Below are 25,037 nucleotides of genomic sequence, written 5' to 3'. Positions count from 1 at the left end.
CATGATACCATTAACTCCCTTAAAAGACAAATATACGCTAATGAAAAAAACCGGATTACTTTTAATATGCGCGCTCTTTTGCCTCTCTGCTTATGGCCAGACGCATACGGTTTGGCAAATCGGGAAGCAAGACAACAGTGCTGCCGAATTTGCATTGGCGTCCGATGGAAAAGGCGGTTTCCTCGCCGATTTTGGTGGCGAAAACACGGTGTTCTCCATAGGCTATTCTACACCTCAAAAACATTGGCCTTATCTATTGCCCGGTCCTTTGGATAGCTGGGCAGGCGGAGGGTACTGGTCCGGATTCTATCCACGTCATTTTCCGAGAATAGTGTTCAATCTCAAGGATCCTGTTGCCAAAGGAAGCTGCAGGCTCCTGATTGATTTTCAGGAAGTGAACGCAAAGCAGCCGACTGTATTACGTGTCGAGATAAATGGACATCGCCGGGAATTGGACCTGCCTGCGGGAAAAGGAACAACTGTATCGGTTGAAATACCGGAAAACTGGTTGAAAAAGGGACTCAATACGATCCAAATGGGAATGATTTCAGGATCATGGGCCTCATTTGACGACATTCGTATGGAAGGGAGCAGGGGCCTCAGGATTGAAGACATTTCCTCCTCCCTGGTTCTTTCGGCCAAAGCCGCATCATTCGAATTGAAACAGGGAAATAAGCGGGTTCAGCCCTTACTCGTTGACATCATTCAAATGGATAAAGAGAAAGCTGTGCGCATTTCCATTGCCGGCTTACCTTCAGTTACGAAGACAATAGAAAAGGGACATGCAATTATAGAGATCCCAATGCCGGCGGTAGCCGGTGCAAAGCAAGGCCTGACCTCGGCTGTTGCCATAACATCAGGCAATAAAACCATCTATCGCGGAACTATCACCCGATCCCGGCAAAACCTTCAAACCTATGCGGACTATGTAGACCTGCTAATGGGGACCGGCAACTCCCGCTGGATGTTTAAACCAGGACCTTCACTGCCCCTGAGTATGGTGCAGATCGCGCCCGACAACCAGGACGAAACCTGGAAAGCTGGATATGAATACAGCGTAGAAAATATTATGGGTTTCAGTCATTTTTCCGACTGGACAATGTGTGGTCTGCTGACCATGCCAACCAGTGGCCGGCTGCAGGTGAATCCCGGCACAGAAAAAGATCCCGATGGCGGTTACCGTTCCAGGATTGATAAAAAAACAGAGTCGGCACAGATCGGGAAATACAGTGTGTTTATGACAGACACCCGTATTAAAGCCGAAATCACTTCCACAAGACGGGCTTCTCTTCAGCGCTATACATTCCCTGCTTTAGATTCGGCAAGAATCCTGGTTGACTTGTTTACGCCAAACGAGTATCCCCATAACCTGAAAGCCGCGAAAATCACAAAGGTTTCCGATTCCGAAATAGAAGGCTTTGCCACTTATGATAACGCCTTTACCGGCTATTCTCTGGAGCAATTGTATACCGTTCATTTTGTGATGCAGTTCAGTAAGCCATTTCAATCTATGGGAGGCTGGGTTAACAATGAGGTAAAGCCGGTTACGGGATATATCGGGTCATGGAACCGTACCCATGAGTTTGATACTCAGGCCGCCATCCGGACAGATATCGATGCCATACAGGGAAAAGGAGACCTCGGGGTATTCCTGAATTTTAAAACAAACAACAAGGAAGCCATCCTGGTAAGAACAGGGGTGTCTTTGGTGGATTTAGCCGGGGCCAGAAACAATCTTGAAAAAGAAATGACCGGAGCTTTCGGCTGGGATTTTGAAAAAGTGGTGCAAAATGCGCGTACGATCTGGAACGAATACCTTGGGCGAATTCAGATAGAGACCGATGATTACCTGCAAAAAAAGAAGTTTTATACCAATTTGTACCGTGCGGTTGCAGCCAAAGCGATTTGGAGTGACGTTGATGGAAGGTATGTGGACGAGGAGGAAAAGATTCGTCAGTTTAAAAACAAAGAAGACTGCATTGTGAGCGGGGAATACTGGAATACCTTTTGGAATAACCAGCAATTGTTCAATTTGGTTACTCCCGAAATATCCTCAAAATGGGCACGTTCGGCCATTGAGCTTTACCAGAATAGCGGCTGGTTTAATACTGATCCGGCAGGAGTAGAGCATACCGGTGTGATGGTAGCCATGCATGGTATTTCACAGATACAGGGTGCCTGGCAAAGTGGGATCAGGGATTTTGACCTGGATGCGGCTTACAGGGGGTTCAAAAAAATGCTGACAACCCCTCCTCAGCACGCTCCAGGTGGTGGTACGGTAGGTGTAGAGGATATTCAGCCCTATATGAAATATGGATATGTTCCATCTGGAATGGGTTCGGTATCCAATACCATGGAGTATGCCTACGACGATTGGTGTTTGGCTCAAATGGCTTTGGTTTTAAATAAAAAAGATGACCACGCTTATTTTGATAAGCGGTCTGAAAACTGGAAAAACGTCTTTGATAAAGAATCCGGTTTTGCCCGGCCAAAAGACAAGGAAGGAAATTGGTTAAAGCCATTTGATCCCTATCATACGCCGGGTTTTGTGGAAGGAAATGCTTTTAATTACACCTGGTTTGTACCACATCGTCCGGAAGAACTGATCTTCGAAATGGGAAAGGAACGTTTTGTTGGTCGTTTAAATGAGGCTATGGAGAAATCAGCGGCAGCTAATTTTAATGCCTCCGGTGATGATTTTTCTTCATTTCCTATTAATCATGGCAATGAACCGGCAATGCAGGTTTCCTATTTGTTCAACTGGGCAGGCAAACCCTGGCTTAGCCAGAAATGGAACCGCGCCATTCAGGAACAGTATTATGGAACAACGCCTTATGATGCCTATCCTGGTGATGAAGATCTTGGACAAATGAGCAGTTGGTTCATCATGAGTGCCATTGGTTTATTTCAAATGGATGGAGGATGTTCGGCACAGCCGGTTTATGAAATCGGAAGCCCAAGGTACCCCCGGATCACCATCTTACTGAATCATAAATATAACAGAGGAGCGAAATTTATAATAGAAGCGCGGAAAGCCTCAAAAGAGCATAAATATATTCAGTCTGCGAAGTTAAACGGAAAGCCGATAGCGGATTTCAGGATTTTACAGAAGGAAGTCTTAAAAGGTGGAATATTGGAACTGCAGATGGGCCGGGAGCCAAACGAAGAATGGGGTGTTCTAATCCACTATTGCCAAGTTTACGCTTTTCCATATTTTTAATTTATAATGTAAGTTGATTTAAATTCTATACAACAAAGGTGAGGACTGAAAATGAACAGACAGGTATACATATTCCTGTATTTACTACCAATATTACTGATTGCATAACCGGTATGATTATAGAAACTTTCTAATGTTTATTTTTGTTTCATAGAAACAACAGCAGCTATGGAAGAGACGGTGAATTTTGCCAAGATCAGCGAATACAATGCTTTTAATAATCAGGAAACCTTACATCCACTGGTTAGTGTGGTGCATTTGGATAAAGCTGAGCCTCGACAGCTTAAGCGTTTGCGCTATGAATTCTATACTGTTTTCCTGAAGCAGATCAAATGCGGTGACCTCCGTTATGGACTAAATAATTATGATTATGAGGAGGGAACACTCATATTTCTAGCACCAGGTCAGGTCATCGGCGAAAATAAAGAGGGTTATTATCAGCCCCAGGGAATTGCACTTGTGTTTCATCCTGATTTGATCCAGGGCATGACATTGGGCAAGACCATTGCTAATTATTCATTTTTCTCTTATGCCGTGAATGAAGCCTTGCATTTATCAGAACAGGAGCGGAAAATCATAATGGATTGTTTTGCTAAAATTGAATATGAACTGCAACACGCCATTGATAAACACAGCAAACAACTGATCGTCTCCAATATTGAATTGTTCCTGAATTACTGTGAACGGTTTTATGATCGTCAGTTTATTACAAGAGACCATGCCAATAAAGGAATTTTAGAAAAGTTTGAGGAATTGCTGAATGGCTATTTTGCCTCGGAAAAACCATATTCCATAGGATTGCCTTCCGTTGCCTATTGCGCTGAAGAATTGCATCTTTCCCCAAATTATTTTGGTGATCTGATAAAAAAAGAAACAGGTAAATCTGCTCAGGAATACCTGCAAAACAAAATTATTGAAGTTGCAAAAAACAAGATCTTCGACCATAATAAAACGGTAAGCGAAATTGCCTATGAACTGGGCTTTAAATATCCTCAGCATTTTAACCGGCTTTTTAAAAAGCGTGTTGGCGTTACACCAAATGAGTACCGAAGCCAGTAGCAGGAACTCCTGGCTCCGGTAAGCATCACATCGCTTATTTTTCTAAAAGCTTTTCTGTTTTGCTGAGGAAACCTTCAAGGGCGGTATTAATGTCCATTCCCATACGGTCTGCTAAAATGGTCAGCCACCAGATACATTCGCCTAATTTATGTGATAGCTCGGTATTGGTATCGGCACCTTTAGGCCATCGGCCTTGCTGTGACATGGTCAACCTGCCGACCAGACCGGCGTCGGTCAAAAATGCCAGGGCATCTTCCTCAATGGTCCATTCGCTGCCATGGTGTTGTAATTCTAACTGGCGATAAAGTTCCCTGATCTTTTGCGACCTGGATATTACTTCATTGAAATTCAATTCAGTCATCATGATTTGGTTTAAATGTAATCGTTGTTATTTTCTGCTGCAAGTTAGTCTGTCTGGTGTATTGCAAGTAAACCGAATCTGTTTAAGTTGTAACCAAATAAACCGGATGAATGTTTTTTTGGTTACAACATTGACGGAAACGGCAACATAAGAGGAGGGAGTGCAATCTACATTTGGAGAATGAAAACTATACTCATCACAGGCGCATCTTCTGGATTAGGAAAAGCCGCAGCAAAATTATTTCAGGCAAGGGGATGGCAGGTAATTGCCACGATGCGCAATCCGGAAAAAGAAACTGAGCTTACCGGGCTTGAAAATATATCATTACTGGAAATGGACCTGACCAGACCGGATCAGGTGCAAAATGCAATAGAAATGGCCATTCGCGCTACAGATATTGATGTGGTACTGAACAACGCAGGTTATGGACTCACCGGACCATTTGAAGCATATGCTGCCGGGCAAATCGAAAAGCAGATTGACACCAATCTCACCGGTGTGTTGCGTGTTGCCCATCCATTCGTTAAATATTTCCGGGAAAACCAGCGAAAGGGATTGTTTATTACAGTGACCTCCGCTGTGGCCATTGCTGCAAGTCCTTTCGCCTCTGTATATACGGCAACAAAATACGCTTTGGAAGGCTGGTCTGAGTCGATGAACTACGATTTGAATGCCTTCGGTATCCAATTCAAAACAGTGGCTCCTGGAGGTATTAAAACCAATTTCGGCAGTGGCGCATTGGTGTTGGTGCAGCATCCGGCTTATGAGCCGCTTTGGAATAAGATGATGGCCGGTTTTCAGGATGGGAGCCTGATCCATTTTTCTGAACCTGAAGAAATCGCTGCGGTGATCTATCAGGCAGCTACCGATGGAAAAGACCAGCAGAAGTATGCCGCAGGAAAGGATGCCCTTGCTTTGTCGGCCAAAAGAGCGGAACTGGGTTTTGAAGCACACCGCAAAGAAATCACAAGCTATTATCAGGTTTAACCTTTCCAAGGGATGTTTATCCGGTATATGATCAGGTCCGACCGAAAAATAATTTGCTAACTTAGCATGGTGACTTCAGCAAAAGGAAATGCCCGGCCAGTAATCTTCCAAAGTATTTCAGCACTTCTTAAAGCGCTGGGCCTGGCCAGGCCAATGCATCCTCTAATCGCCCTTGTAGATTATAAAGACATCAAAGTAGATACTACTGAGATTGGCAAAGGGTACCTGCTTGATTTTTTTAAGATCTCCTTTAAAGCTCATTTTGCCGGACAAATCAGATATGGTCAGGGACATTATGATTTCGAGGAAGGGGGCTTGTCTTTCACAGCCCCAAACCAACTGATCGCTGCCGCGTCGGAGGAAAAGGATTATAGCGGATATACCTTGTTGTTTCATCCGGACTTTATCCGGAATTATCCTTTGGGAAAGCAGATCACTAAATATGGCTTTTTTGCCTATTCCGTCGCCGAAGCTTTGTATTTGTCAGATAAGGAAAAGAAAATTATTTTTTCTGTTTTTGATAACATCGCGATGGAATTGGATACCAATATTGATCATTTTAGTCAGGATGTACTGATCTCGCAGATCGAGGTGCTGCTTAATTACAGCAATCGTTTCTATGGGCGGCAGTTTATTACGAGAAAGGTGGTACATAATGATTTGATCTCCGAAATGGAAACCTATCTGTCGGATGTTTTTAAGAACGAGAAAGCGCTTATTAATGGACCGCTTGCCGTCCAGGAGATCGCGGATCACCTGAAGGTTTCAGCCCGTTACTTAAATGATATGCTGCGTTCGTTAACAGGGCAGACAACACAGCAACATATTCACGGCAAACTGATCGAAAAGGCCAAGGAGATCCTGAGCACAAGTAATCTGACCGTAGCTGAGATTGCCTATAGTCTGGGATTTGAACATCCTCAGTCGTTCAACAGGCTTTTTAAAACCAAGGTGAAAATGTCCCCACTTGAATTCAGACAGTTGTTTAATTGATGAAGCAGGTGTTTTAAAGATTAGGGGAAGATCAAAAGCTAAAAAAGAGCTGCCTTTTTTGAGACAGCTCTTTTTGATCACCACGATGGAATAGTGAGTTGTTATTTTATAAATTATAAAGGATATAATGCTGCGGTTGCCTGTTTATCTTTCGCTGATAAAACGGTAGCACCGCTTCCACATTGTCCGCCGTTCATTAATGATGAAGCGTCAGTTCCTCCAACTCCCGGTACATCAATACTGGTGGATTGGTTGGTGTGTTTGAAAGATATCGTATGTCCAAATTCGTGTGTAATCGTTCTTGTGCGTTGTGCAAAAGAATTATTTTGGATCAAGGCCTGATTGATCCATACCACACTACCTGCTTTACCGTTGCTGGTTGATAAATAAGCCTGTCCACATGTCGAAGCTCCGATGGTATTGTCTACTTTGATCAGAATATCATAAGTGCTGCCGGTGGTAAGGACAAATTTGATTTTAGAGTTTGGTACAGCATTCCATTGTGCGATCGCTGCGTTGATTTCAGCGGCCATACTGGTAATAGATGCATCAACTTTAACAAGGATATTATTGCTGTTGGTTACCAGATATCCATTGTAATACTGCTCTGTTTTTGGCCCTCCGTTATCTGCCGGAACCTCCATGTTTTTGTCTACGACCATATCTCCATCAACGATATATCTATCGCCTTTTTCGACGATTTGTGCGTCTGTGAATCCGAGACTTTTGATGTAAGCAAGAACTTTGTCTTTTTGTTCGGTTTTAACTTCTTGATTTGCAGGATTGTCATTCTTTTTTGAGCATGAAGTAATTAAAATAGCGAATACTGCGATGAGCGCAATGCTTTTAAATAGGTTTTTCATAATTTGAATTTTAGGGATGATCGTGATGATGTTACAATTTAATAATTATTCCAGAAATATATCACAGAATAATTATTAATCGTACCCCCGGTCGCTCAAATTTTAATGTCCACCGGTTTAAACCCTGTCCATGAAGCTATTTTAAAAGCTAATATTATAAGAGTTCTTGATCTCTGCCATCGCAAAAGTGCTGTGCGTACTTCCTATACTTTTAACCGAGCCCAATTTGTTAAAAACAAAATCCTGGTAATGTTTCATATCCCTGGCATGGACCTTCAATATAAAATCATAGTCCCCGGAAATATTATAACATTCTACAACTTCATCGATCTTTAAAATGTCTTCTACAAACTGATGACCTATTTTTCTATCGTGCTGTTTGAGCTTAATGTTGCAAAAAACGATAAAGCCCTGATTAAACTTTTCCGCGTCCAGTATTGCGATGTATTTTTTAATATATCCGGTGCTTTCCAGTCTTTTTACGCGTTCAAAAACAGGAGAGGGAGATAGGTTTACCTTAACCGCCAGCTCTTTTATCGTGTAATTCGAATTGCTGCCCAATATCTTCAGCAGCAACAAATCCGTTTCATCCAATTCTTCCATAGAATAATTTCCCTTAATGGTGGTAAAAATAAGGAGTTAAAAGCATAATATGCTTAGGTTTATTCATAAAAAAGTTATTTATGCTTATTTATTGCTATATGTAAAGTTTTATAATCTGCGCTTATACATTTGTGAAGAATTTAAAACTGACTTGTAATAATAGAACACTAAAGATTAAGAAATAATCCGGGAGTTTTTTACAATGATTATTAACCATTTAAAAAGTTGAAGAAAAATGCAAACGCACAACCTTGGCTACCCGCGAATTGGTAGCAACAGAGAACTCAAAAAAGCCTGTGAACAATATTGGTCAGGTAACATTTCATTAGCAGAGCTGTTAAGTAAGGGTAAAAATATCTACGAGCAAAACTGGAAATTGCAGCAGGAAGCAGGAATAGATCTGATCCCCTCCAATGATTTTTCGTATTACGACCAGATCCTGGATATGTCCCTAACCGTAGGGGCGGTTCCGAAACGTTACAATCAGGTAGCTCTAAAATCCAATAATGAAATGGATTTATACTTTGCGATGGCAAGGGGCTACCAGAAAGACGGACTGGACATTACCGCAATGGAAATGACCAAATGGCTGGATACAAATTACCATTATATTGTTCCTGAATTTTACAAAGACCAGGAGTTTAAATTATTCTCGAACAAAATCGTCAATGAATTTGCCGCTGCAAAGCAATTGGGGATCAACAGTAAGCCGGTCATCATTGGACCAATATCCTATCTGTTATTAGGGAAGGAAAAGGAAGAGGGCTTTGATAAATTAGATTTAGTGAAAAGGCTGTTGCCGGTTTACATCCAGATTTTAAACGAATTGAAAGCTTATGGAGCGGAATGGGTACAATTTGACGAGCCATTTTTAGCCTTAGACATCAATGATAAAGCAAAAGAAGCTTACCAGTATGTGTATGCGGAGATCAGAAAACAATTTCCGTATCTGAAAATCCTCGTGGCTACCTATTTTGATGGCCTGAAAGATAACCTGACTTTAGCCTTGTCACTACCCGTTTATGCCTTGCATATTGATGTGGTACGTTCTCCGGAGCAGCTGGATGATGTGCTGAATGCCATTCCTGAACAACTGGTGCTGTCGCTGGGCATCGTAGACGGAAGAAACATCTGGAAAAATGATTTTGAACAGTCCTTGGCCATCATAAAAAAAGTCACAGATAAAATAGGAAGCGATCGCATCCTCCTGGCACCATCCTGCTCATTACTGCATTCCCCATGTGACCTGGATCTGGAAACCAATGATAAAACCTTAACTCCGGAAATTAAAGAATGGCTGGCTTTTGCTAAACAAAAAATTGATGAAGTCGTGGTATTGAAAGCCCTGGTGGGCGGAAGCACAGACCAAAGTGCATTGGATAAACTGGAAGAAAATAAAAGAGCCCTTTCCAGTCGCAGAACTTCCAAACTGATTCACAATGAGCAGATCAAACAACGGGTAAGTTCCATTACTGCTAAAGATGCGCAACGGGAAAATCCTTTTTCAATCCGTAAAAAAGCACAGCAGGAAATTTTACAGCTTCCGCTTTTTCCAACAACAACCATTGGTTCATTTCCACAGACGGCAGAAGTAAGAAGCTGGAGGGCACGCTTTAAAAAAGGCGAGATTAGTGCTCTGGAATACGATAACCTGCTGAAAAAGGAAACAGAAGAAACCATACGCTGGCAGGAAGAAATTGGTATTGATGTATTGGTTCACGGAGAGTTTGAACGCAATGATATGGTGGAGTATTTTGGCGAGCAGTTGAACGGTTTCAGCTTTACCAAAAATGGCTGGGTGCAAAGCTATGGCAGCCGCTGTGTTAAACCGCCTGTTATTTACGGAGATGTCTATCGTCCTGCAGCGATGACGGTTTACTGGACTGCCTATGCACAATCCTTAACCAAAAGCCTGGTAAAAGGGATGCTGACAGGCCCGGTTACGATTTTACAATGGTCTTTTGTCCGCAATGACCAGCCCCGTTCCCTGACCTGTAACCAGATCGCATTGGCGATCCGTGATGAAGTTGCAGATCTGGAAAAAGCAGGGATCAAAGTTATTCAGATTGATGAACCCGCCATTCGCGAAGGTTTACCATTGAGGAAAAACGATTGGCAAAATTACCTGCAATGGGCGGTAAATGCATTTAAAATCTCTTCCAGTGGTGTAAAAGATGAAACACAAATTCATACACACATGTGCTATTCTGAATTCAACGACATCATTCAGAACATTGCCGATATGGATGCCGATGTGATCACCATTGAATGCTCCCGTTCACAAATGGAATTATTAGATGCCTTTGCAGACTTTAAATATCCCAACGAAATAGGACCAGGGGTTTACGACATTCATTCCCCAAGGGTGCCTTCTAAAGAGGAAATGGTGCAGCTCTTGGAAAAAGCCAGGGCAGTAATCCCTGCAGAACAACTTTGGGTAAACCCGGACTGTGGATTAAAGACCCGTCATTGGCCGGAAACAAAAAGTGCTTTAATTGCAATGGTGGCGGCCGCTAAGGAATTGAGCGCGAATCAATTGGTTGCTTATTAGCCAGATTCTTTAGACCCCTTTTTACAAATTGTAAAGAGGGGTTTTTTACAGGTGTTTCCACCTGACCGATCCATGTTCAGCCTGCTGCAATGGCCTGCGCAAAAAAACAGGGCTCAGTAAGTCTGACCGCATTCTCCGCAACCCCAAAATTCCTCATTGCCATCGTTTACATAGCAGATGATCCCTTCAGCACATTGAGGACACTTAACAGGCTCAGCGCTGGTATGGGCTGATGGCTCATCTTTTTGGGCTTCATGAGATAGAAGATTGCCCGGATTGACAGGGACATTCCAATAACATTTGGGGCAGTCCAACATCACCAGTCTTTGGCCTTTGCCTATTGCATAGGTCAGTAATTCGGCTTGCTGTTGATCTGCTTAAAATGTTTCCTGACAATGTGGGCACCTTACGTTCATGTCATAAAAGTAAAAAGAAAAGATGCCAGTCACAATAGCGTAGAAAGAATGTTATGTTTGTCTACCTAAAACCAAACCATTGACCATAACAGATGACTTTTAAATTTAAATTGATGACCATGCTTGTGATGACCAACACAAGTATTTTTGCACAAAAACCAGTATACCTTCAGTCTTTTGAACCGGCTGCTCAATACAGTACGACAAAAGGAATCTCCGGATCTGCACTCGACCTTTCCGCCAGCGCAGGGATCCGTAAAATCTTAACCGTAAAAAATCAGCTGAAAGAAAGTGATGGAGATTTTTCCGTTATGCTATGGGTTAAGGCTTCCCCTCAGCTGGCCAGTGATTATGATGTGCTTTCTTCTACCAGTTTAACAGATAAAAAACCGAGGGGCTGGAGATTGGGTGTTCAGGCAAGTGGCGCATGGCGATGGGAAGCTATGGGCAAAAGCCGGTACGAATATAACCCCACTGTAGAACGTCAAACCGTAAAAGACAACAAATGGCACTTGCTCGCCTTTAGCTATTCAAAAGAAAAGGAAGAGGTACGGCTATATTATGATGGTTTAAATACCGCAATTTATTACTGTCCGGGTTTAGATTCTTTAAATGCAGATGAACTCTTTATCGGGGGGCGGATCGCAGATCCGACAAACTCCTCAAGCGCAGAATATCGCGACCAGTGGCATGCCTTCAACGGACTTCTGGACCAGGCGGCGCTGTTCGCGGAAATACTGAGTCCGGATTTTATTCAAAAACAATACCGTGCTTATTTTCCAGCGCTACATACAAAGTCCTTGTCCGGTGAAAAGGATGTGCTCAAAGTGATGAACTTTAATATCTTCCATGGAGGAAATGAGACCGGAAAAGAAGTGGGTGTGGAGCGGATTGTGGAAGTGATCAAAAATTCCGGAGCGGATTTGATTTCTATGCAGGAAACATATGGTTCAGGAGCAAAAATTGCAGACCGCCTGGGCTATTACTTCTATTTGAGAAGCACCAATATTTCGATCATGAGTCGTTATCCCATCGAAGAAACCCTGAAAGGCTATAAGTCATTTTATAATGGCGGCGCTCACATCAGATTGTCTAAAGATCAAAAAATAGCATTCTTTGCCAACTGGCTGAATTTTCCGACCGACTACTGGGGAGATCTGGAGAAAAAAGTTAAACTGAATGCAGATACCCTGACAAAACAAATGGACGAAGGAAATACCGGGGATTTGCGTCATATCCTGCAAATCATCCAGCCCTATGTTGATCAGTCATCCGCTACACCGGTAATCTTTTGCGGTGATTTTAATTCAGGGTCGCATCTGGACTGGATCGCATCAACCCAACACCTGAATGGTGGTTTGGTAGTTCCCTTTCCTTCCGGACTCTTGCTGATGAAAAACGGATTTAAAGATTCATTCCGGGAAATCCATCCTGACCCACTTAAAGTAAGAGGAATTACCTGGAGCCCGATGTCTGTTGATGCATTTAAAGACAGAATTGATTATATCTATTACAAGGGCTCAAAAATAAAGGCCATTGCTTCCAGAACCATCGATCAGCATCCGGTAAAATATCCTTCTGATCATGCTGCATTACTGACGACTTTTAAAATCCGGAAATAGTGGCAACTGTGTGCCAACCTTTGCGGGCACACAGGCGATACTTCCTCTGAAGAACGCAGAATAGGGATCTGGGTTTTGGTAAATAAGTATAACTTTATGATACTTAGTTATTAACCAAAACCCTCATCCCATGAAAAAAATCAATTTTATCTTATCCTTTCTGCTATTGTTAGGATCAACCGGCTTTTATGCTTGTAAGAAAAACGCCAATGAAACAGAAGCTGGCAAGTCAAAAATGGAAATGTCAAATGCCCCTAATGGAACTTTGGCCAATAATTTTACCATTAAAACTTTTAACAAAGAGCCAATTGCAAATGCTGCCGTAGTCTCAAAGAAATTCAGCTTTCCGGCAAGCTCAGATAGCGTTACCAAGGTACTCATGCATGTTTATCTTACTTGTCCTGCAGGTGGATGCCCGCCATGGGATGTGTACGCAAACCTGAGACTGATGAAAAGCAACGGCGACGATACCCGGACCTATGGCTATGAATTAGGGCGCTGGATTACGCCGTATGGCAAAGACAATACTTCTATTCCTGGCGGCTGGGTCATAGATGTAACCGACTTTCGCTCTCTCCTGATCGGAGACGTTACACTGGAAACCAGAGCGGAGGTCTATAGCGGGACCTGGCAGTTCTCCGTTGATTTCGAATATTTTATAGGTACACCACAGTATAAATATTCTGCCGTTGTGCCGGTCATGGAATACAATGCCTGGTCAACATCCGGCATCACTTTCGGTAAAGGCCTGGTTACTGCAAATTCATACAATGGCAAGCAAATGGGCTTTTCCATTCAAATGCCATCCAATGCAGAAAAGACATCTTTCAGGAGCATCATCTCAGGTTGGGGCCATGCTCAGCCATTGGCTCAGGGAGGACGCGGTTTTGCGGAATGGGCTTTTAGGAAACACCAGATAAACATAGATGATACCCCGGCTTTCTGGCACGAAATGGGGAGCCTGGGCTGCGGAACAAATCCTAAAGTGGTGAAAAACCAGGGTGGCAACTGGACGGGAAACAGGGCAGGATGGTGTCCGGGAATGGAAGTGCCGGTAAGAACAGATGTGCTGGCAACTCCAAAAGCAGGTCAGACTTTTAATTTTAATTATGTTTTACAGGAAGACCAGTGGAACCCCGCTGATATGACCAGAAAGTGGAGAGATAATGATGCAGTACCGGGCGCTTATTATGCGCTGTCTACTTATTTAGTGGTGCAAAGTAATACCCCGGTTACCACTATGCCGGTCCTGACCAACAGACCATAAAAACAGGAGAGGAGCTGAAGGTCAGAGATCTTTTAGCTCCTCTTTTTTGTCTTTTGCCAATGGAGAATAAATAGTTGTTTATGCTATATTTGTGTTGCCCTCAAACAGAATAGAAATTCGGTGAACAGTAACAAAATCTTCTTATCGACCACATTACTTGTGCTGATCACAACAGGGATGCTGGCTTTTGCCCAAAAACCAAAATCCGATGATGAGCACTTTCTAAGCTATATTGTCGACACCAAAAAGCAGGACATCAAACTTTACTGGAAAGACGATCGGCAGGAAATCTTTAAAAGCATACAGAATTTAAAAAGCTGGCTTGACAAAAAGCATAAAAAATTAGTGTTTGCAATGAATGCGGGAATGTATAAAAAGGACAATTCAGCACAGGGGCTTTTCATTGAAAATCAAAAATTAGTAACGGCTTTAGATACGACAAGCGGAGCCGGAAATTTCTACTTAAAGCCAAACGGTGTTTTTTATATCAGGGTCGACAACTTACCCTTCATCTGTACGACTTCAAAATTCATCAACAATGGAAAACTGAAGTATGCCAGCCAATCAGGCCCAATGCTGGTCATTGACGGACAAATTCATTCCGCCTTTAAAGAAGGCTCCACAAATCTTAACATCAGAAACGGAGTGGGAATTTTGCCAGACAACAGGGTTGTTTTTGCAATGTCAAAGACGGAAATGAATTTCTATGATTTTGCAAATTTCTTTAAAAAAATGGGCTGTAAAAATGCCTTGTATCTTGATGGGCTTGTTTCCAGAGCTTATCTGCCTGAAAAAAACTGGAAACAAACGGATGGTAATTTTGGCGTTATCATAGGTGTGACGGCAGACCCGCGCCAACGTTAAGCCCTTACAAACGCTTGAAATAACGGTCGTTAGAATAGACCCCTACAATCACCTTGTTTTCCTTTTTGACAGAGAAAGAACGAATCATTGTCCTGAAATTAATCAAGCCCGTGCTGTCACTTTGCAGGTGTAATTGTCCTTTCAGGTTGCCCCAGGAAACTTCCCCGGCACTGTTTATTTCCATTGTGCCGGATTTTTCAGCGCCGTCGTATTGTCCGGAAAGCTTTTGATCCATGGTCATTTTTTTGTTCATCACATCGCTTATTTCCTTCGTTTCCAATAGGTCCGACTCGAAGTTTTTCTGTAGTGAGGCGAGGTTTTCCCCGACAATGTTGTCCTTATTGCCTTTGTTCAAAAGCGAATTGTAGATGTAATTTGCTACCAAATGAGGCAGAGCCTCCATTCCTTTTTTGTTGCTCAAAACCACGATGCCTATCTTTTGATCTTTCATGAACGATAAATGTGAAGAAATGCCACTGTAACCGCCAAAACGCGAAACGAGCTGTTCCCCATTAAAAACGGATTGTTCCCATCCCAATCCATAACCGGATCTTTCATAAGATTGATAGCGGTTTTTTTGAGGAACAATGGCAGAGGTGGCCACAGCAATTTCTTCTTTGCTCAATATGCCAGGAACTGAATTTCCCCCGCTCATGAAAAATTGCAGGTATTTGAGCAGGTCATTTACCGTAGTCAGATGGCCACCAGCGGCCGACATCGAGTTATCTGCCTTATCAAATACACTTTTCAGTTTGCCTTCCGACTCGTCTATCATATAGCTGATGTACTTGGCATCTGCTTTTGAAACATAAGCGGTCGTCTTTTTCATGCCCAATGGCTGAAAAAGCTGTTCGTCCATCACCTGTTGCCAGGGCTTTCCTAAGTGCTTCTCCACGATCATTGCATAGATAACGGAGCCAAGATTAGAATAGCTAAAGCTGCGGTCCGGCAATGCAGTACTTCGCTTCCTGAGCAGTTCCAAAAGCTGTTCGGTACTCCTGATTCCGATGAAAGCGCTCCATACCACCGCATCATTGTTTTTGATGCCGTGGGTGTGGGTGATTAAGGAGCGTATGGTGATTTGACCGGGCCGGATCTTTTGATCATCAAAGTTAAACCCGGGAAGGTAATCTGCAATTGTTCCATCGAGCTTTATGATGTCTTTATGATCCAAAATGGCGGCTAGTGTTCCCGTTAACGACTTAGAAGTCGAAGCAATATATATTTGTGTCCGGTCAGAAAACGGTGTTTTGGTTTCAGGGTTTGAATAGCCGTAATTCTTTTTTAAGAAAACACGACCATCCTTTACTACGCCTATTGTTAAATCGGGCGCCTTTCCACCCAATGATTGCCTGACCTGATTTAACAGCACATCCAGAGAATCGCCTAATTTTTTTGCGGCTTTATCTTTATAGTAGTCGTTCCTGACATTTCTTTTTTCGTTGTTTGAGGAATAGCTAAGTGCTGAAAACAAGATAAAAATAATTAAGCAAAGCATATAGGATACTAATCTTGACGGCTGCTTAGGTTTGTGGAATAACATCATAAATCAATCAATTAAGTGATATAGATGCTAAGACCACAAAAGAGACTGGCAGGTTACAGCAGATTTAAGCAATGATGAAGTCGAAGATTTTCGTACTTGCATATTATTTTTTTACTTTTACTACTCCTATTTTTATTAAAACTATTTTCATGAAAAAATACGCTTTCATTCCATTTGCTTTGGCAATTGCTGCCTGTAATAACCACTCGGAAACCACAAATGCAGCACTTAGTGATAGTTTGCAGGTGGAAGCTGCAAAAACACTCCTTGATTCTTCAAATGCATATGTAGCCAGAGGAATAAAAAAGGAATGGACCAAAGTACAGGTAAATGAGAAAGTGAATCCAACAATGGAAAAATTTTGGGTGATCTATAAAAAATTAAAGCCAGCAGATACTTTAAAAGTTTATGAATATCGGATTGATGGAATTAATAAATTGATTGATTTGCAAATGAAACAACATTAATTCTCCTGAAACACTCTTATTCGTAAGTCTATATGTTTAAAAAAGCGTTCGCCGTGCTGGTAGTCATCGTACTCTGCGGCTATTCTTCTGTTTTTTCTCAGAATTTTATTAAAAGTTTTCGATCGGTTTCTTCTTTTACCAAACTGGATAACCTATTGCTATTTGCGGGCCAAAAGGATGCAAATGAGATAGAATTATGGAAAACCGACGCAAGCAAAGAAGGAACAAAGCTGGTCAAAGACATTAATCCGGGTGATGCCTCCGGCCAGGTCTCAAATCTTTATTTCTTTCGTGGAAAAGTCTATTTTTCTGCAAACGACGGGATCAACGGATTAGAGCTATGGGTTACGGACGGAACTACTGCCGGCACAGTAATGCTCAAGAACATTAATTCCGGAAACAACACTGAAAAAGGATCCAATCCCAGCCGGTTTACAGTTTGTAATGGCAGCTTATATTTTATTGCCAGTGAAGGGGGGCTTTATCCTGGTCTATGGAAAACCGATGGTACACCTGCCGGCACCATACAGCTGACAAAAGATGAATATTATGGGCCAGGGCAACTGACTCAGGTTGGAAATATATTATACTTTACCAATGGACCCGGTTCGTTATGGAAAACAGATGGAACGGTTGGTGGAACGGTGAAAATTGTGACCGACGACTACTACACTGTCGATTTGCTGACAAATATAAACGAGGAGCTTGTGTACATCACGAATACAAGTTACCGCCAGAAAATCAGACTTTATAAAAGAAATCCGGCCACTGATGCTGCGACGCTGCTGCAGTCTTTTGAGGCTGCTACGTATGGTGATCTTGATATCGACAACATTACACAGGTTGGAAATGATTTCTATTTTTCAATCAGGACGGATAAGGAAAATAACAATGATGTGTTATGGAAAAGTAACGGCAGCCCGGAGGGTACCAAAGCCGTCAAATCTTTCAGTAGGCAGGTACACATCAGTGCTTCAGGCATGAGCAGTTTTTGCCAGTTTAAGAATAAGTTATACTTTGCCGTTTCAAATAATCATTCCTTATTCAGCAGTGATGGAACCGAAGGCGGGACGGTCAAAGTTTCTGATGTGACATTACTAAAGAAGCCGATCGTGTCTAACCAAAAACTATATTTTACAGGCAACCGGACTTTGTGGAGCTATGATGGCAGCACCGCCCCAAGGGAAGAGCAGAGCCGCCCTGAAAATCCGGATAACTTGTTTGATGTAAATGGCCTGATATATTTTATCGCCGGTGGACAAAACCTTTGGAATAACAAAGCCGAGGGGCAAATGCAAATGACAGGTGGCTATCAGAATCTGGTTGACGGTAGTATCCTTAAAATGGAAACGAAAAAGGACAGCGTATCGACCACCCTGATCACCATAAAAAATACAGGAAATGCGGCTCTTGGATTTGGAGACATCAGCGTAACAGGATCATCGTTTTACCTGAGCGGCCTACCTGATCAAACCTTGTCACCCGGTCAGTCAACTACTTTTAACCTGCATTATCTTCCTTCCAAAGAGGAGGAAATAAAAGGCATGCTGATTGTGAAAAGTAACGATAGCTTTAATGGTGAGACAAGCGTGAACCTGAATGGACTGGCTTCTGGTACCGCGAAAACAATGGTCGCGGTGGAGGGACTGGTCAAGACGATTTCCTTTAGTAACAGCATTACCGCGTTCGACCTGACTAACAAATCAATCGGAGAAAATGCAGCTTTAAATACGTTAATAGGGAATTTTAAGGCGGAAAATGGGGGAGAGAGCTACCAATATACATTTACGACCGGTCTGGGAGATACAGACAATAAGAGTTTTAAAATTGAAGACGGCATACTAAAGTCCGGTCAGTTGTTTGATTTCAATACCAAAAATAGTTACACGATCAGGGTAAAAGCAAGTACTGCTACGGTAAGCAATGAAAAAACGTTCAACATCTCTGTCAGCAATATTCAGAAAAACCTGGCTGCAGAAACCTGTGGCCCTGCTGTCGAAATGATGAATTATACCCTTGATGATGTCGCTTACGTCAATTCTCGCATTATCGCCGTCGGCAACAATGGCAAGATTCTATTGTCTGATAACGATGGGAAGGACTGGAAAGTGATCAACTCCGGGGTCAGTGACTCTTTTTCAAAGATACAGATGACAGACGAACGTACAGGTTATATTATAGGTTATTATGGAACGATACTAAAAACGGAAAATGGAGGCGACAGCTGGTTCCCGATTTCCTCTCCTGACATGGCTTATCCCTACCTCAATAATTTTCAGTTCTATTCTTCCCTGATTGGATTTGCTTTTGGTGAAAACAAGCTTTATAAGACGATAGACGGCGGTAAAACCTGGAAAAAAATGAATGCAAATTTCTCCAGTGACCGGCCATACAGTGCAGCATTCACTGATGAAAATAATGGCTTTATCTGCGGTTCTGGAAAATTACTCACCCGTACTAAAGACGGTGGTGTAACCTGGGAAAGGATCACCATAGCTGATCCCGGATATAATTCAGCGTTTAATGCGATCACTTTTGTGAATAGCAAAACAGGCTATATGACAAGTTCATCCGGAATTGTGCAAAAAACAATAGATGGTGGAAATACCTGGACAAAAGCGGGTACCTATACAGACGGTAGCGTTACGCGAATCAATTTTACAGACGAGCAAAACGGATATATCCTGTCTGGATTTAATGGTTCGTCATTGTATAAGACCACAGATGGTGGCCAAAGCTGGAGTCTTGAACCATACGCATCGGGCACTTTGCTGGGACTCGCCTATAACAAGGTTTCCAACAAATATTGCATCGTGGGGCATGGTACAGGTTTAGGCAGTACAGCTGAGCAGGCCAGGACAATACTTCTGAAAGATGGCGCCGGACCATGGAAAACCAGATCAATCATGATGGATGGTGATTATTATAGAGGTCACTTTTTTGAAAACAAGGTGGGTTATATTTTTGGTTCGGATAATTTAAAAACAAATGACGGAGGCATAAACTGGGAGAAAATAAACATCAGCAGTGATAGCTATAATAGCGTACGGAGCAGTTTCTTTATAAACAAAGATATCGGCTTCTATGGAGACCTGTATAATCTTTACAAAACTGTTGATGCCGGAGCAACATGGGTAAAACGTACCCCGGCCGATTATTCAAATGCTTACAACATATATTTCATAAATGAGAAGATTGGCTTTGTGACAAACCATACCTACATCTTTAAAACTACAGATGGCGGAGATTCATGGTCAAAGATGGCGGTAAATGAAGGGGCCGCAGGGCTCTGGGATTTTCAGTTCATTGATGAACAAAACGGATTTGGACTTACGTATGGTAAATTGTACAAAACTACGGATCAGGGTAAATCATGGTCAGGCTCAGCTTTGCCAGGTGAGCCCTTCATGCGGGCACTTTATTTTTTTGATGCTCAAACTGGTCTGATTGGCGCAAATGATGGTAAACTATTTCGCACCACCGACGGAGGCAACACATGGACCCCGATTATATCACAGATCAGGCTTCATTTTGTTGCGCTTAAATTTACAGATAAACTGCATGGCTATGGTCTTGTGAACTACAATGGGAATACAAGTGAGCTATATGAGTCTTTTGATGGAGGGATCAGCTGGAAGCTCGTCCTTTCTGATTCAGATATTTACGGTCTTACCGTTGTTGATAAGGTGGTATACCTTATGGGAAAACGGGGAAAATTGATCAAAGTAGGTGGTCAAACAAAACTACCTGTAAACGCCGGCTATATCAGTGGAGAAACTAAGGTGGCTTCATCGGTCAGGAATAGCTATTCCGTACCGGCAGTTAATGGTACGTTTTACAACTGGACGGCAAATGGCCCCGCCGATATTGAATACAAAAACAACCTCATCCAGGTGACCTGGAAGCAGGCAGGTAAATTCCAATTGACGGCCAGGCCTTACAACAGCTGTGGTCAGGCTGAAACCAGGTCTTTAGAAGTGAATGTTCAGGATATGCCGGCACCGGAAATTACAGGCCCGGATAGTGTTGCAAATTTTTCCAATAACATTCGCTACACAACAATGAACCATGCGGGGAATACTTATGCCTGGGCTGCAGTAGGTGGTACAGTGAGTTCCACAGGCAATGATGCCAGCGTAAACTGGGACCTGCCGGGAGCGGGTAAAATTATAGTAACGGAAATCAATCCGGAACTCAATATGAAAAAATCAGCAATACGTTATGTAAATATCCATAAACCACCTGTATTGCCAGCCGATCTTTTCAGCATCAGTATGAATGAAGTGAGCTGTAAGGGGAATAGCAATGGTCTGATCAAAGTAAAAGCGAAGCAGAAGTTCAACTACAAAGCTGTAGTAACAGCTGTAGGCCAGACGGCGCAAAATTATGCATTTACTGATAGTCTTAATGTAAACGGATTGGCAAGCGGAGATTATAAGCTGTGTTTATCGATTGAAGGTAATGCTTCTTTTGAGCGCTGTTTTAACCTGACTATAGGCGCACCTCAGAACCTGTCGGTCTATTCTGCAGTGAACGAGCGGGACCAGTCACTGACCCTGAACATGAGCGGGGCAGATCTTTACATCGTAACGCTCAATGGAAAGCGCTTTGAAACCAATAAATCACAGTTGAGCCTGAAACTGGAAAATGGACCGAATAAGCTCAGCGTTTCTACGGATAAGGCCTGCCAGGGAGTCTTCGAAAAAAATCTTCCGCTAAGCACCATCACACCCTACCCGAATCCGGTTACAGATTGGCTTAATATAGATTTAAGCAGCAGCAGCGCCTCGAAAGGTAGCGTTGATGTCACTGATATCAGTGGAAGAATCATCTACAGTAAAACTTTTGTAAACAGCGGTAGTCCCATAGCGGTCGATATGACCAGATTCGTTTCCGGATTGTATGTTTTGAAACTGACGCTTGACGATACCCGGACCATTCATAAAATTGTTAAAAAATGAGAAACTTTATCTATATCATCATTGCCTGTTTCCTGCTGACAGGATGTAGCAAGAAAAAGACAGATGGTCCTGTTCTGGAGCCGGGAAAAGCATTGTTGGTTTTCCCGGAACAAAATGCCTTGTGTATTACAGGAACAGAAACATCTTCGGCGCAGAGTACAGTCGTATTTAAGTGGAATAACGCGGTGAATACCGGGAGCTATGATCTTGTTATTAAAAACCTGCTGACCGGACTCTCTGATACCAAATCGGTACCTGCAACTGAAGCCTCAGTCTCCCTGCTAAAAAATACGCCTTATTCCTGGTTTGTCGTATCCAAATCAGCCTCCGGTAACAGGACTACACAAAGTGAGAGCTGGAAATTTTATAATTCCGGAGATGGAATTCTTTCTTATGCGCCATTTCCTGCAGACGGATTAACTCCGGCCAGCGGTCAGCTGAACGCGCTGAATGGTAAAATAACACTAAATTGGAAGGGAAGTGATACTGATAATGATATTTTGAACTATGATGTCTACTTTGGGACCGTTGCAAATCCACCTTTGTTATATAAAGGAGTGACAGAGATGCGTTTAGAGAATGTTTTTGTGACCTCTAAAACGAAATATTACTGGCGGGTACTGACCCGGGATACCAAAGGAAATACTTCTGAATCTGAACTCGCTGTATTTTCTGTAAACTAAGGGCGCTTAAATGACCACATTTTCCTGAAAAATAAGACATATTGTATGAGGTCTGGTTTTCTCCAGACCTCATACAGTTAGTTAAGAAAAAATCTCATTCATCGAGGTCAGGATCACCGGAGCGCCACCTGTAACCATAATCGTATGCTCATGCTGAGCTACAAAACCACCTTTATTTCCTAAGAATGTCCATCCGTCAGCTTGTTCCACTGCAAGGCTGGACTGGGTAGCAATAAAAGTCTCAATCGCCACTACAGAATTTTTCTTGAATCTTTCCTGATTAAAGCGGTCATAATAATTAAGGATCTGATGCGGTTCTTCATGTAAGCTTCTGCCCACACCATGTCCCGCAAGATTTTTAATCACCATATAACCTGCTTTTTTGGCTTCTGTTTCTATGATTCTTCCAATTTCAGAAATTTTTACACCTCCTTTAATATGTTGAAGTGCCTTTGTTAAAATTCTTTTCGATGCTGCTACCAAGGGGGCGTGGTTGTAAAAATCCTGTCCCAATACGAAGGATCCTCCGTTGTCAGACCAGAAGCCATCCAGCTCTGCAGATACATCTATATTGATCAGGTCACCTTCTTTAAAGACCTTATTCTCAGTAGGAATACCATGTGCAATTTCATTATTTACGCTGATACAGGTCCATCCCGGAAAACCGTAAGTCAACCTCGGTGCTGATTTTGCTCCTTTAGACTGAAGCAGCGCTCCGCCAAAATTATCCAGCTCTAAAGCCGACATTCCTGGCTCCGCATATTCCCTCATTTCCTTTAAAACAAGGGCTACAATTTCACTTATTTTACTGATACCCAGTAACTCGGCTTCTGATGATATCGACATATTTTCTCGTTTATTTCTTCAATCAAAGTTACAGAATTAGCTATAACCTTTCATTTCATTGATGTAATTTTATTTATTTTGTCCAACATGTAAAGTTTTTGCTTAAATTCCTGTAAGAAATATCTTCTTTACATTCATTATAGGAACAAATTGCTTTTACTGTCGTAAATTAGCCGCGCCAAATCACTTAATCCCGGAATAATTATGGCCCCAAAGAGAGTATTGAAAGTCGGTTTAGATTCTGCCGCACCATTTCCCATGCATTCGGACTATAATTCTGAAAAATTTGAAGGATTTGAGGTAGATTTATTAAGTGAAATTGCTAAACACCTTGATTTTGAGATACATTACGAAGTTTCTTTGTGGAAAACGATCCTGGAGAAACTTTTTAAAGGAGAATTAGACCTGATTTGTTCGGCAGTAACAGTAACTTCCTCACGCAAGCACATTCTTGAGTTTACAGAACCTTATTTACATTTCAGACTTTGTGCAGTAGTACCTGCAGAAGGCGCACTGGATGAGCTTAAAGACTTTAAAAACAAAACCATTGGGGTTAGAACGGCAACAGAAGCAGAAAGACATGTCCATACCAAATTCCCTGATAACAACATGTTTCATGCAGATACCAATAAGGAACTGTATAGAAAGCTTCAGGCAGGAAAGATCGATATGCTCGTTGATGATTCGCCGATTGCGGGAGGTTTTCTTCAGAATAACAGCAAGCTGAAAATAGGCATGTTCCTGCCCAATACCGATTCCCATTATGCCATTGCCATGAAAAAAGGGGACCTGGAGTTGAGAAAACAATTCAATACAGGTCTGAAAATGCTGAGAGAAAACGGAATCTATGATGCCATTTATGCAAAATGGTTCAGTGAGATTCAGTTCTAAAACTTAGCACTTAAAGCTTTGTTGCGCAATACTTACAGAATTTAGCATCCTGATCATGGCCTTCACGTCCACATCCGGGACATACCTGATGGTGGAATCCTTTATTTCTTGCTGCTGCAGCCATTTCGGTGGTGATAATTCCGGTGGGGACGGCAATGATCGCATAGCCGATCAGCATCATGAATGAGGCCACAAACTTGCCCATAGGCGTAACAGGGGAGATGTCTCCATAACCAACGGTGGTAATGGTCACAATGGCCCAGTAAATGCTCTCGGGAATACTGGAAAATCCGTTTTCCCTGTTCTCCACCAGGTACATGACAGAACCCAGAATCACCACAAGCGTAAGAACAGTGAGCATAAATATGCTGATCTTGCGCAGGCTGCCACTGATGGCCACGGTTAGGAACTTCATTTCCGAAAGAAACCGGCCTAACTTAAAGATCCTGAAAATCCGCAATAGCCTTAAAGCACGCAAAGCGAGCAAAGACTGCGCACCTACAAAAATGACGCTCAGATAGGAAGGAATCAGGGCGAGCAGATCAATGATGCCAAGCGGGCTTTTCACATAATTGAGCGGATGTTTAATGATCACAAGCCGAAGTATATATTCTATGGTAAACAGCACCGTAAATGTCCATTCAATCGCAGAAAAAAACGAGCCGAATTGCCTGTGATAACTTTCAATGCTGTCCAGCATCACCACGAGGATACTGGCAAAAATAGCAATGAGCAGCGCTACATCGAAAGCTTTTCCGGCAAAGGTATTGGATTCATAAATGATTTCATGGAGCTTCGCCCGCCAGTCTTTATTCTTTTCGTTCTCCGTATTCATAG

18 protein-coding genes are annotated in these 25,037 nt (G+C 42.4%); 12 read left to right on the top strand and 6 right to left on the bottom strand.

Annotated features, from left to right (window positions below; all coding sequences use genetic code 11):
* Nucleotide 1 precedes the first annotated feature (1 nt).
* Nucleotides 2-3,220, top strand: coding sequence for a GH92 family glycosyl hydrolase (locus DBR43_RS28935; RefSeq protein WP_199757156.1), 3,219 nt, complete (start codon nt 2-4; stop codon nt 3,218-3,220).
* Nucleotides 3,221-3,388: 168 nt separating this feature from the next.
* A complete protein-coding gene (locus tag DBR43_RS28930) occupies nt 3,389-4,279 on the top strand; it encodes a helix-turn-helix domain-containing protein (RefSeq protein ID WP_124586801.1) in 891 nt (296 codons plus the stop codon).
* 34 nt (nt 4,280-4,313) lie between these two features.
* Here the strand turns inward: DBR43_RS28930 and DBR43_RS28925 are convergent, their stop codons facing one another.
* Nucleotides 4,314-4,643: a MazG-like protein gene (locus tag DBR43_RS28925; RefSeq protein ID WP_233603259.1), complete on the bottom strand. Its 330-nt coding sequence runs from the start codon at nt 4,641-4,643 to the stop codon at nt 4,314-4,316.
* 177 nt (nt 4,644-4,820) lie between these two features.
* Here DBR43_RS28925 and DBR43_RS28920 point away from each other — a divergent pair, with 177 nt between their 5' ends.
* Nucleotides 4,821-5,627: an SDR family NAD(P)-dependent oxidoreductase gene (locus DBR43_RS28920; RefSeq protein ID WP_124586800.1), complete on the top strand. Its 807-nt coding sequence runs from the start codon at nt 4,821-4,823 to the stop codon at nt 5,625-5,627.
* A 66-nt stretch (nt 5,628-5,693) separates the two neighbouring features.
* Nucleotides 5,694-6,620 (top strand): helix-turn-helix domain-containing protein, encoded by a 927-nt coding sequence (locus tag DBR43_RS28915; protein WP_124586799.1) that lies wholly within the window; start codon nt 5,694-5,696, stop codon nt 6,618-6,620.
* A gap of 113 nt (nt 6,621-6,733) precedes the next feature.
* Here the strand turns inward: DBR43_RS28915 and DBR43_RS28910 are convergent, their stop codons facing one another.
* Both DBR43_RS28910 and DBR43_RS28905 read right to left on the bottom strand, forming a co-directional pair.
* Complete coding sequence (locus tag DBR43_RS28910; protein ID WP_124586798.1) at nt 6,734-7,483, bottom strand: M57 family metalloprotease; 750 nt, start codon at nt 7,481-7,483, stop codon at nt 6,734-6,736.
* Nucleotides 7,484-7,624: 141 nt separating this feature from the next.
* Nucleotides 7,625-8,086 (bottom strand): Lrp/AsnC family transcriptional regulator, encoded by a 462-nt coding sequence (locus DBR43_RS28905; protein ID WP_124586797.1) that lies wholly within the window; start codon nt 8,084-8,086, stop codon nt 7,625-7,627.
* Nucleotides 8,087-8,321: 235 nt separating this feature from the next.
* On the opposite strand from DBR43_RS28905, the gene metE reads away from it, so the two are divergent.
* The 4 genes from metE to DBR43_RS28885 all read left to right on the top strand — a co-directional run bounded on the left by metE (nt 8,322) and on the right by DBR43_RS28885 (nt 14,806).
* Nucleotides 8,322-10,637 (top strand): 5-methyltetrahydropteroyltriglutamate--homocysteine S-methyltransferase, encoded by a 2,316-nt coding sequence (gene metE, locus DBR43_RS28900; RefSeq protein WP_124586796.1) that lies wholly within the window; start codon nt 8,322-8,324, stop codon nt 10,635-10,637.
* Between the two features lie 508 nt (nt 10,638-11,145).
* On the top strand, nt 11,146-12,675 hold the full coding sequence (locus tag DBR43_RS28895) for an endonuclease/exonuclease/phosphatase family protein (protein ID WP_124586795.1): 1,530 nt from the start codon (nt 11,146-11,148) through the stop codon (nt 12,673-12,675).
* Nucleotides 12,676-12,805: 130 nt separating this feature from the next.
* On the top strand, nt 12,806-13,942 hold the full coding sequence (locus DBR43_RS28890) for a peptide-N-glycosidase F-related protein (protein WP_124586794.1): 1,137 nt from the start codon (nt 12,806-12,808) through the stop codon (nt 13,940-13,942).
* Between the two features lie 120 nt (nt 13,943-14,062).
* The gene (locus DBR43_RS28885) at nt 14,063-14,806 is read left to right on the top strand and encodes a phosphodiester glycosidase family protein (protein WP_199757155.1); all 744 of its coding nucleotides are present in this window, start codon (nt 14,063-14,065) and stop codon (nt 14,804-14,806) included.
* 4 nt (nt 14,807-14,810) lie between these two features.
* Here DBR43_RS28885 and DBR43_RS28880 read toward each other — a convergent pair whose 3' ends face one another.
* The gene (locus DBR43_RS28880; RefSeq protein ID WP_158622623.1) at nt 14,811-16,280 is read right to left on the bottom strand and encodes a serine hydrolase domain-containing protein; all 1,470 of its coding nucleotides are present in this window, start codon (nt 16,278-16,280) and stop codon (nt 14,811-14,813) included.
* Between the two features lie 221 nt (nt 16,281-16,501).
* On the opposite strand from DBR43_RS28880, the gene DBR43_RS28875 reads away from it, so the two are divergent.
* Genes DBR43_RS28875 through DBR43_RS28865 form a run of 3 tightly spaced genes read left to right on the top strand, consistent with a single transcriptional unit; the run spans nt 16,502 to nt 22,463 of the window.
* Complete coding sequence (locus DBR43_RS28875) at nt 16,502-16,819, top strand: hypothetical protein (protein WP_124586792.1); 318 nt, start codon at nt 16,502-16,504, stop codon at nt 16,817-16,819.
* Nucleotides 16,820-16,851: 32 nt separating this feature from the next.
* Nucleotides 16,852-21,780: an ELWxxDGT repeat protein gene (locus tag DBR43_RS28870; protein ID WP_124586791.1), complete on the top strand. Its 4,929-nt coding sequence runs from the start codon at nt 16,852-16,854 to the stop codon at nt 21,778-21,780.
* A complete protein-coding gene (locus tag DBR43_RS28865; RefSeq protein WP_124586790.1) occupies nt 21,777-22,463 on the top strand; it encodes a hypothetical protein in 687 nt (228 codons plus the stop codon). Before DBR43_RS28870 ends, DBR43_RS28865 begins: the two co-directional genes overlap by 4 nt.
* 81 nt (nt 22,464-22,544) lie before the next feature.
* Here DBR43_RS28865 and map read toward each other — a convergent pair whose 3' ends face one another.
* Nucleotides 22,545-23,309 carry a type I methionyl aminopeptidase gene (gene map / locus DBR43_RS28860; protein WP_124586789.1) on the bottom strand — a complete coding sequence of 255 codons (765 nt, stop codon included), beginning with the start codon at nt 23,307-23,309 and terminating at the stop codon, nt 22,545-22,547.
* 204 nt (nt 23,310-23,513) lie between these two features.
* Between map and DBR43_RS28855 the strand changes: the two genes are divergently transcribed.
* Nucleotides 23,514-24,200: a substrate-binding periplasmic protein gene (locus tag DBR43_RS28855; protein ID WP_124586788.1), complete on the top strand. Its 687-nt coding sequence runs from the start codon at nt 23,514-23,516 to the stop codon at nt 24,198-24,200.
* A gap of 10 nt (nt 24,201-24,210) precedes the next feature.
* On the opposite strand, the gene DBR43_RS28850 is transcribed toward DBR43_RS28855, so the two are convergent.
* Nucleotides 24,211-25,035, bottom strand: a complete 825-nt coding sequence (locus tag DBR43_RS28850; protein WP_124586787.1) for an ion transporter — start codon at nt 25,033-25,035, stop codon at nt 24,211-24,213.
* Nucleotides 25,036-25,037 lie beyond the last annotated feature (2 nt).

Origin of the sequence: Pedobacter sp. KBW06 (assembly GCF_003852525.1) — a bacterium.
GTDB lineage: Bacteria > Bacteroidota > Bacteroidia > Sphingobacteriales > Sphingobacteriaceae > Pedobacter.
The sequence above is the reverse complement of the archived record's forward strand: the minus strand, read 5'-3'. Positions and strand labels throughout refer to the sequence as shown.

Coding starts and splice junctions, on each gene's coding strand:
- DBR43_RS28850 (WP_124586787.1), bottom strand. CDS start 25,035: ATGAATACGGAGAACGAAAAGAATAAAGACTGGCGGGCGAAGCTCCAT.
- DBR43_RS28875 (WP_124586792.1), top strand. CDS start 16,502: ATGAAAAAATACGCTTTCATTCCATTTGCTTTGGCAATTGCTGCCTGT.
- map (WP_124586789.1), bottom strand. CDS start 23,309: ATGTCGATATCATCAGAAGCCGAGTTACTGGGTATCAGTAAAATAAGT.
- DBR43_RS28865 (WP_124586790.1), top strand. CDS start 21,777: ATGAGAAACTTTATCTATATCATCATTGCCTGTTTCCTGCTGACAGGA.
- DBR43_RS28890 (WP_124586794.1), top strand. CDS start 12,806: ATGAAAAAAATCAATTTTATCTTATCCTTTCTGCTATTGTTAGGATCA.
- DBR43_RS28925 (WP_233603259.1), bottom strand. CDS start 4,643: ATGATGACTGAATTGAATTTCAATGAAGTAATATCCAGGTCGCAAAAG.
- DBR43_RS28930 (WP_124586801.1), top strand. CDS start 3,389: ATGGAAGAGACGGTGAATTTTGCCAAGATCAGCGAATACAATGCTTTT.
- DBR43_RS28895 (WP_124586795.1), top strand. CDS start 11,146: ATGACTTTTAAATTTAAATTGATGACCATGCTTGTGATGACCAACACA.
- DBR43_RS28910 (WP_124586798.1), bottom strand. CDS start 7,483: ATGAAAAACCTATTTAAAAGCATTGCGCTCATCGCAGTATTCGCTATT.
- DBR43_RS28935 (WP_199757156.1), top strand. CDS start 2: ATGATACCATTAACTCCCTTAAAAGACAAATATACGCTAATGAAAAAA.
- DBR43_RS28915 (WP_124586799.1), top strand. CDS start 5,694: ATGGTGACTTCAGCAAAAGGAAATGCCCGGCCAGTAATCTTCCAAAGT.
- DBR43_RS28870 (WP_124586791.1), top strand. CDS start 16,852: ATGTTTAAAAAAGCGTTCGCCGTGCTGGTAGTCATCGTACTCTGCGGC.
- DBR43_RS28905 (WP_124586797.1), bottom strand. CDS start 8,086: ATGGAAGAATTGGATGAAACGGATTTGTTGCTGCTGAAGATATTGGGC.
- metE (WP_124586796.1), top strand. CDS start 8,322: ATGCAAACGCACAACCTTGGCTACCCGCGAATTGGTAGCAACAGAGAA.
- DBR43_RS28920 (WP_124586800.1), top strand. CDS start 4,821: ATGAAAACTATACTCATCACAGGCGCATCTTCTGGATTAGGAAAAGCC.
- DBR43_RS28855 (WP_124586788.1), top strand. CDS start 23,514: ATGGCCCCAAAGAGAGTATTGAAAGTCGGTTTAGATTCTGCCGCACCA.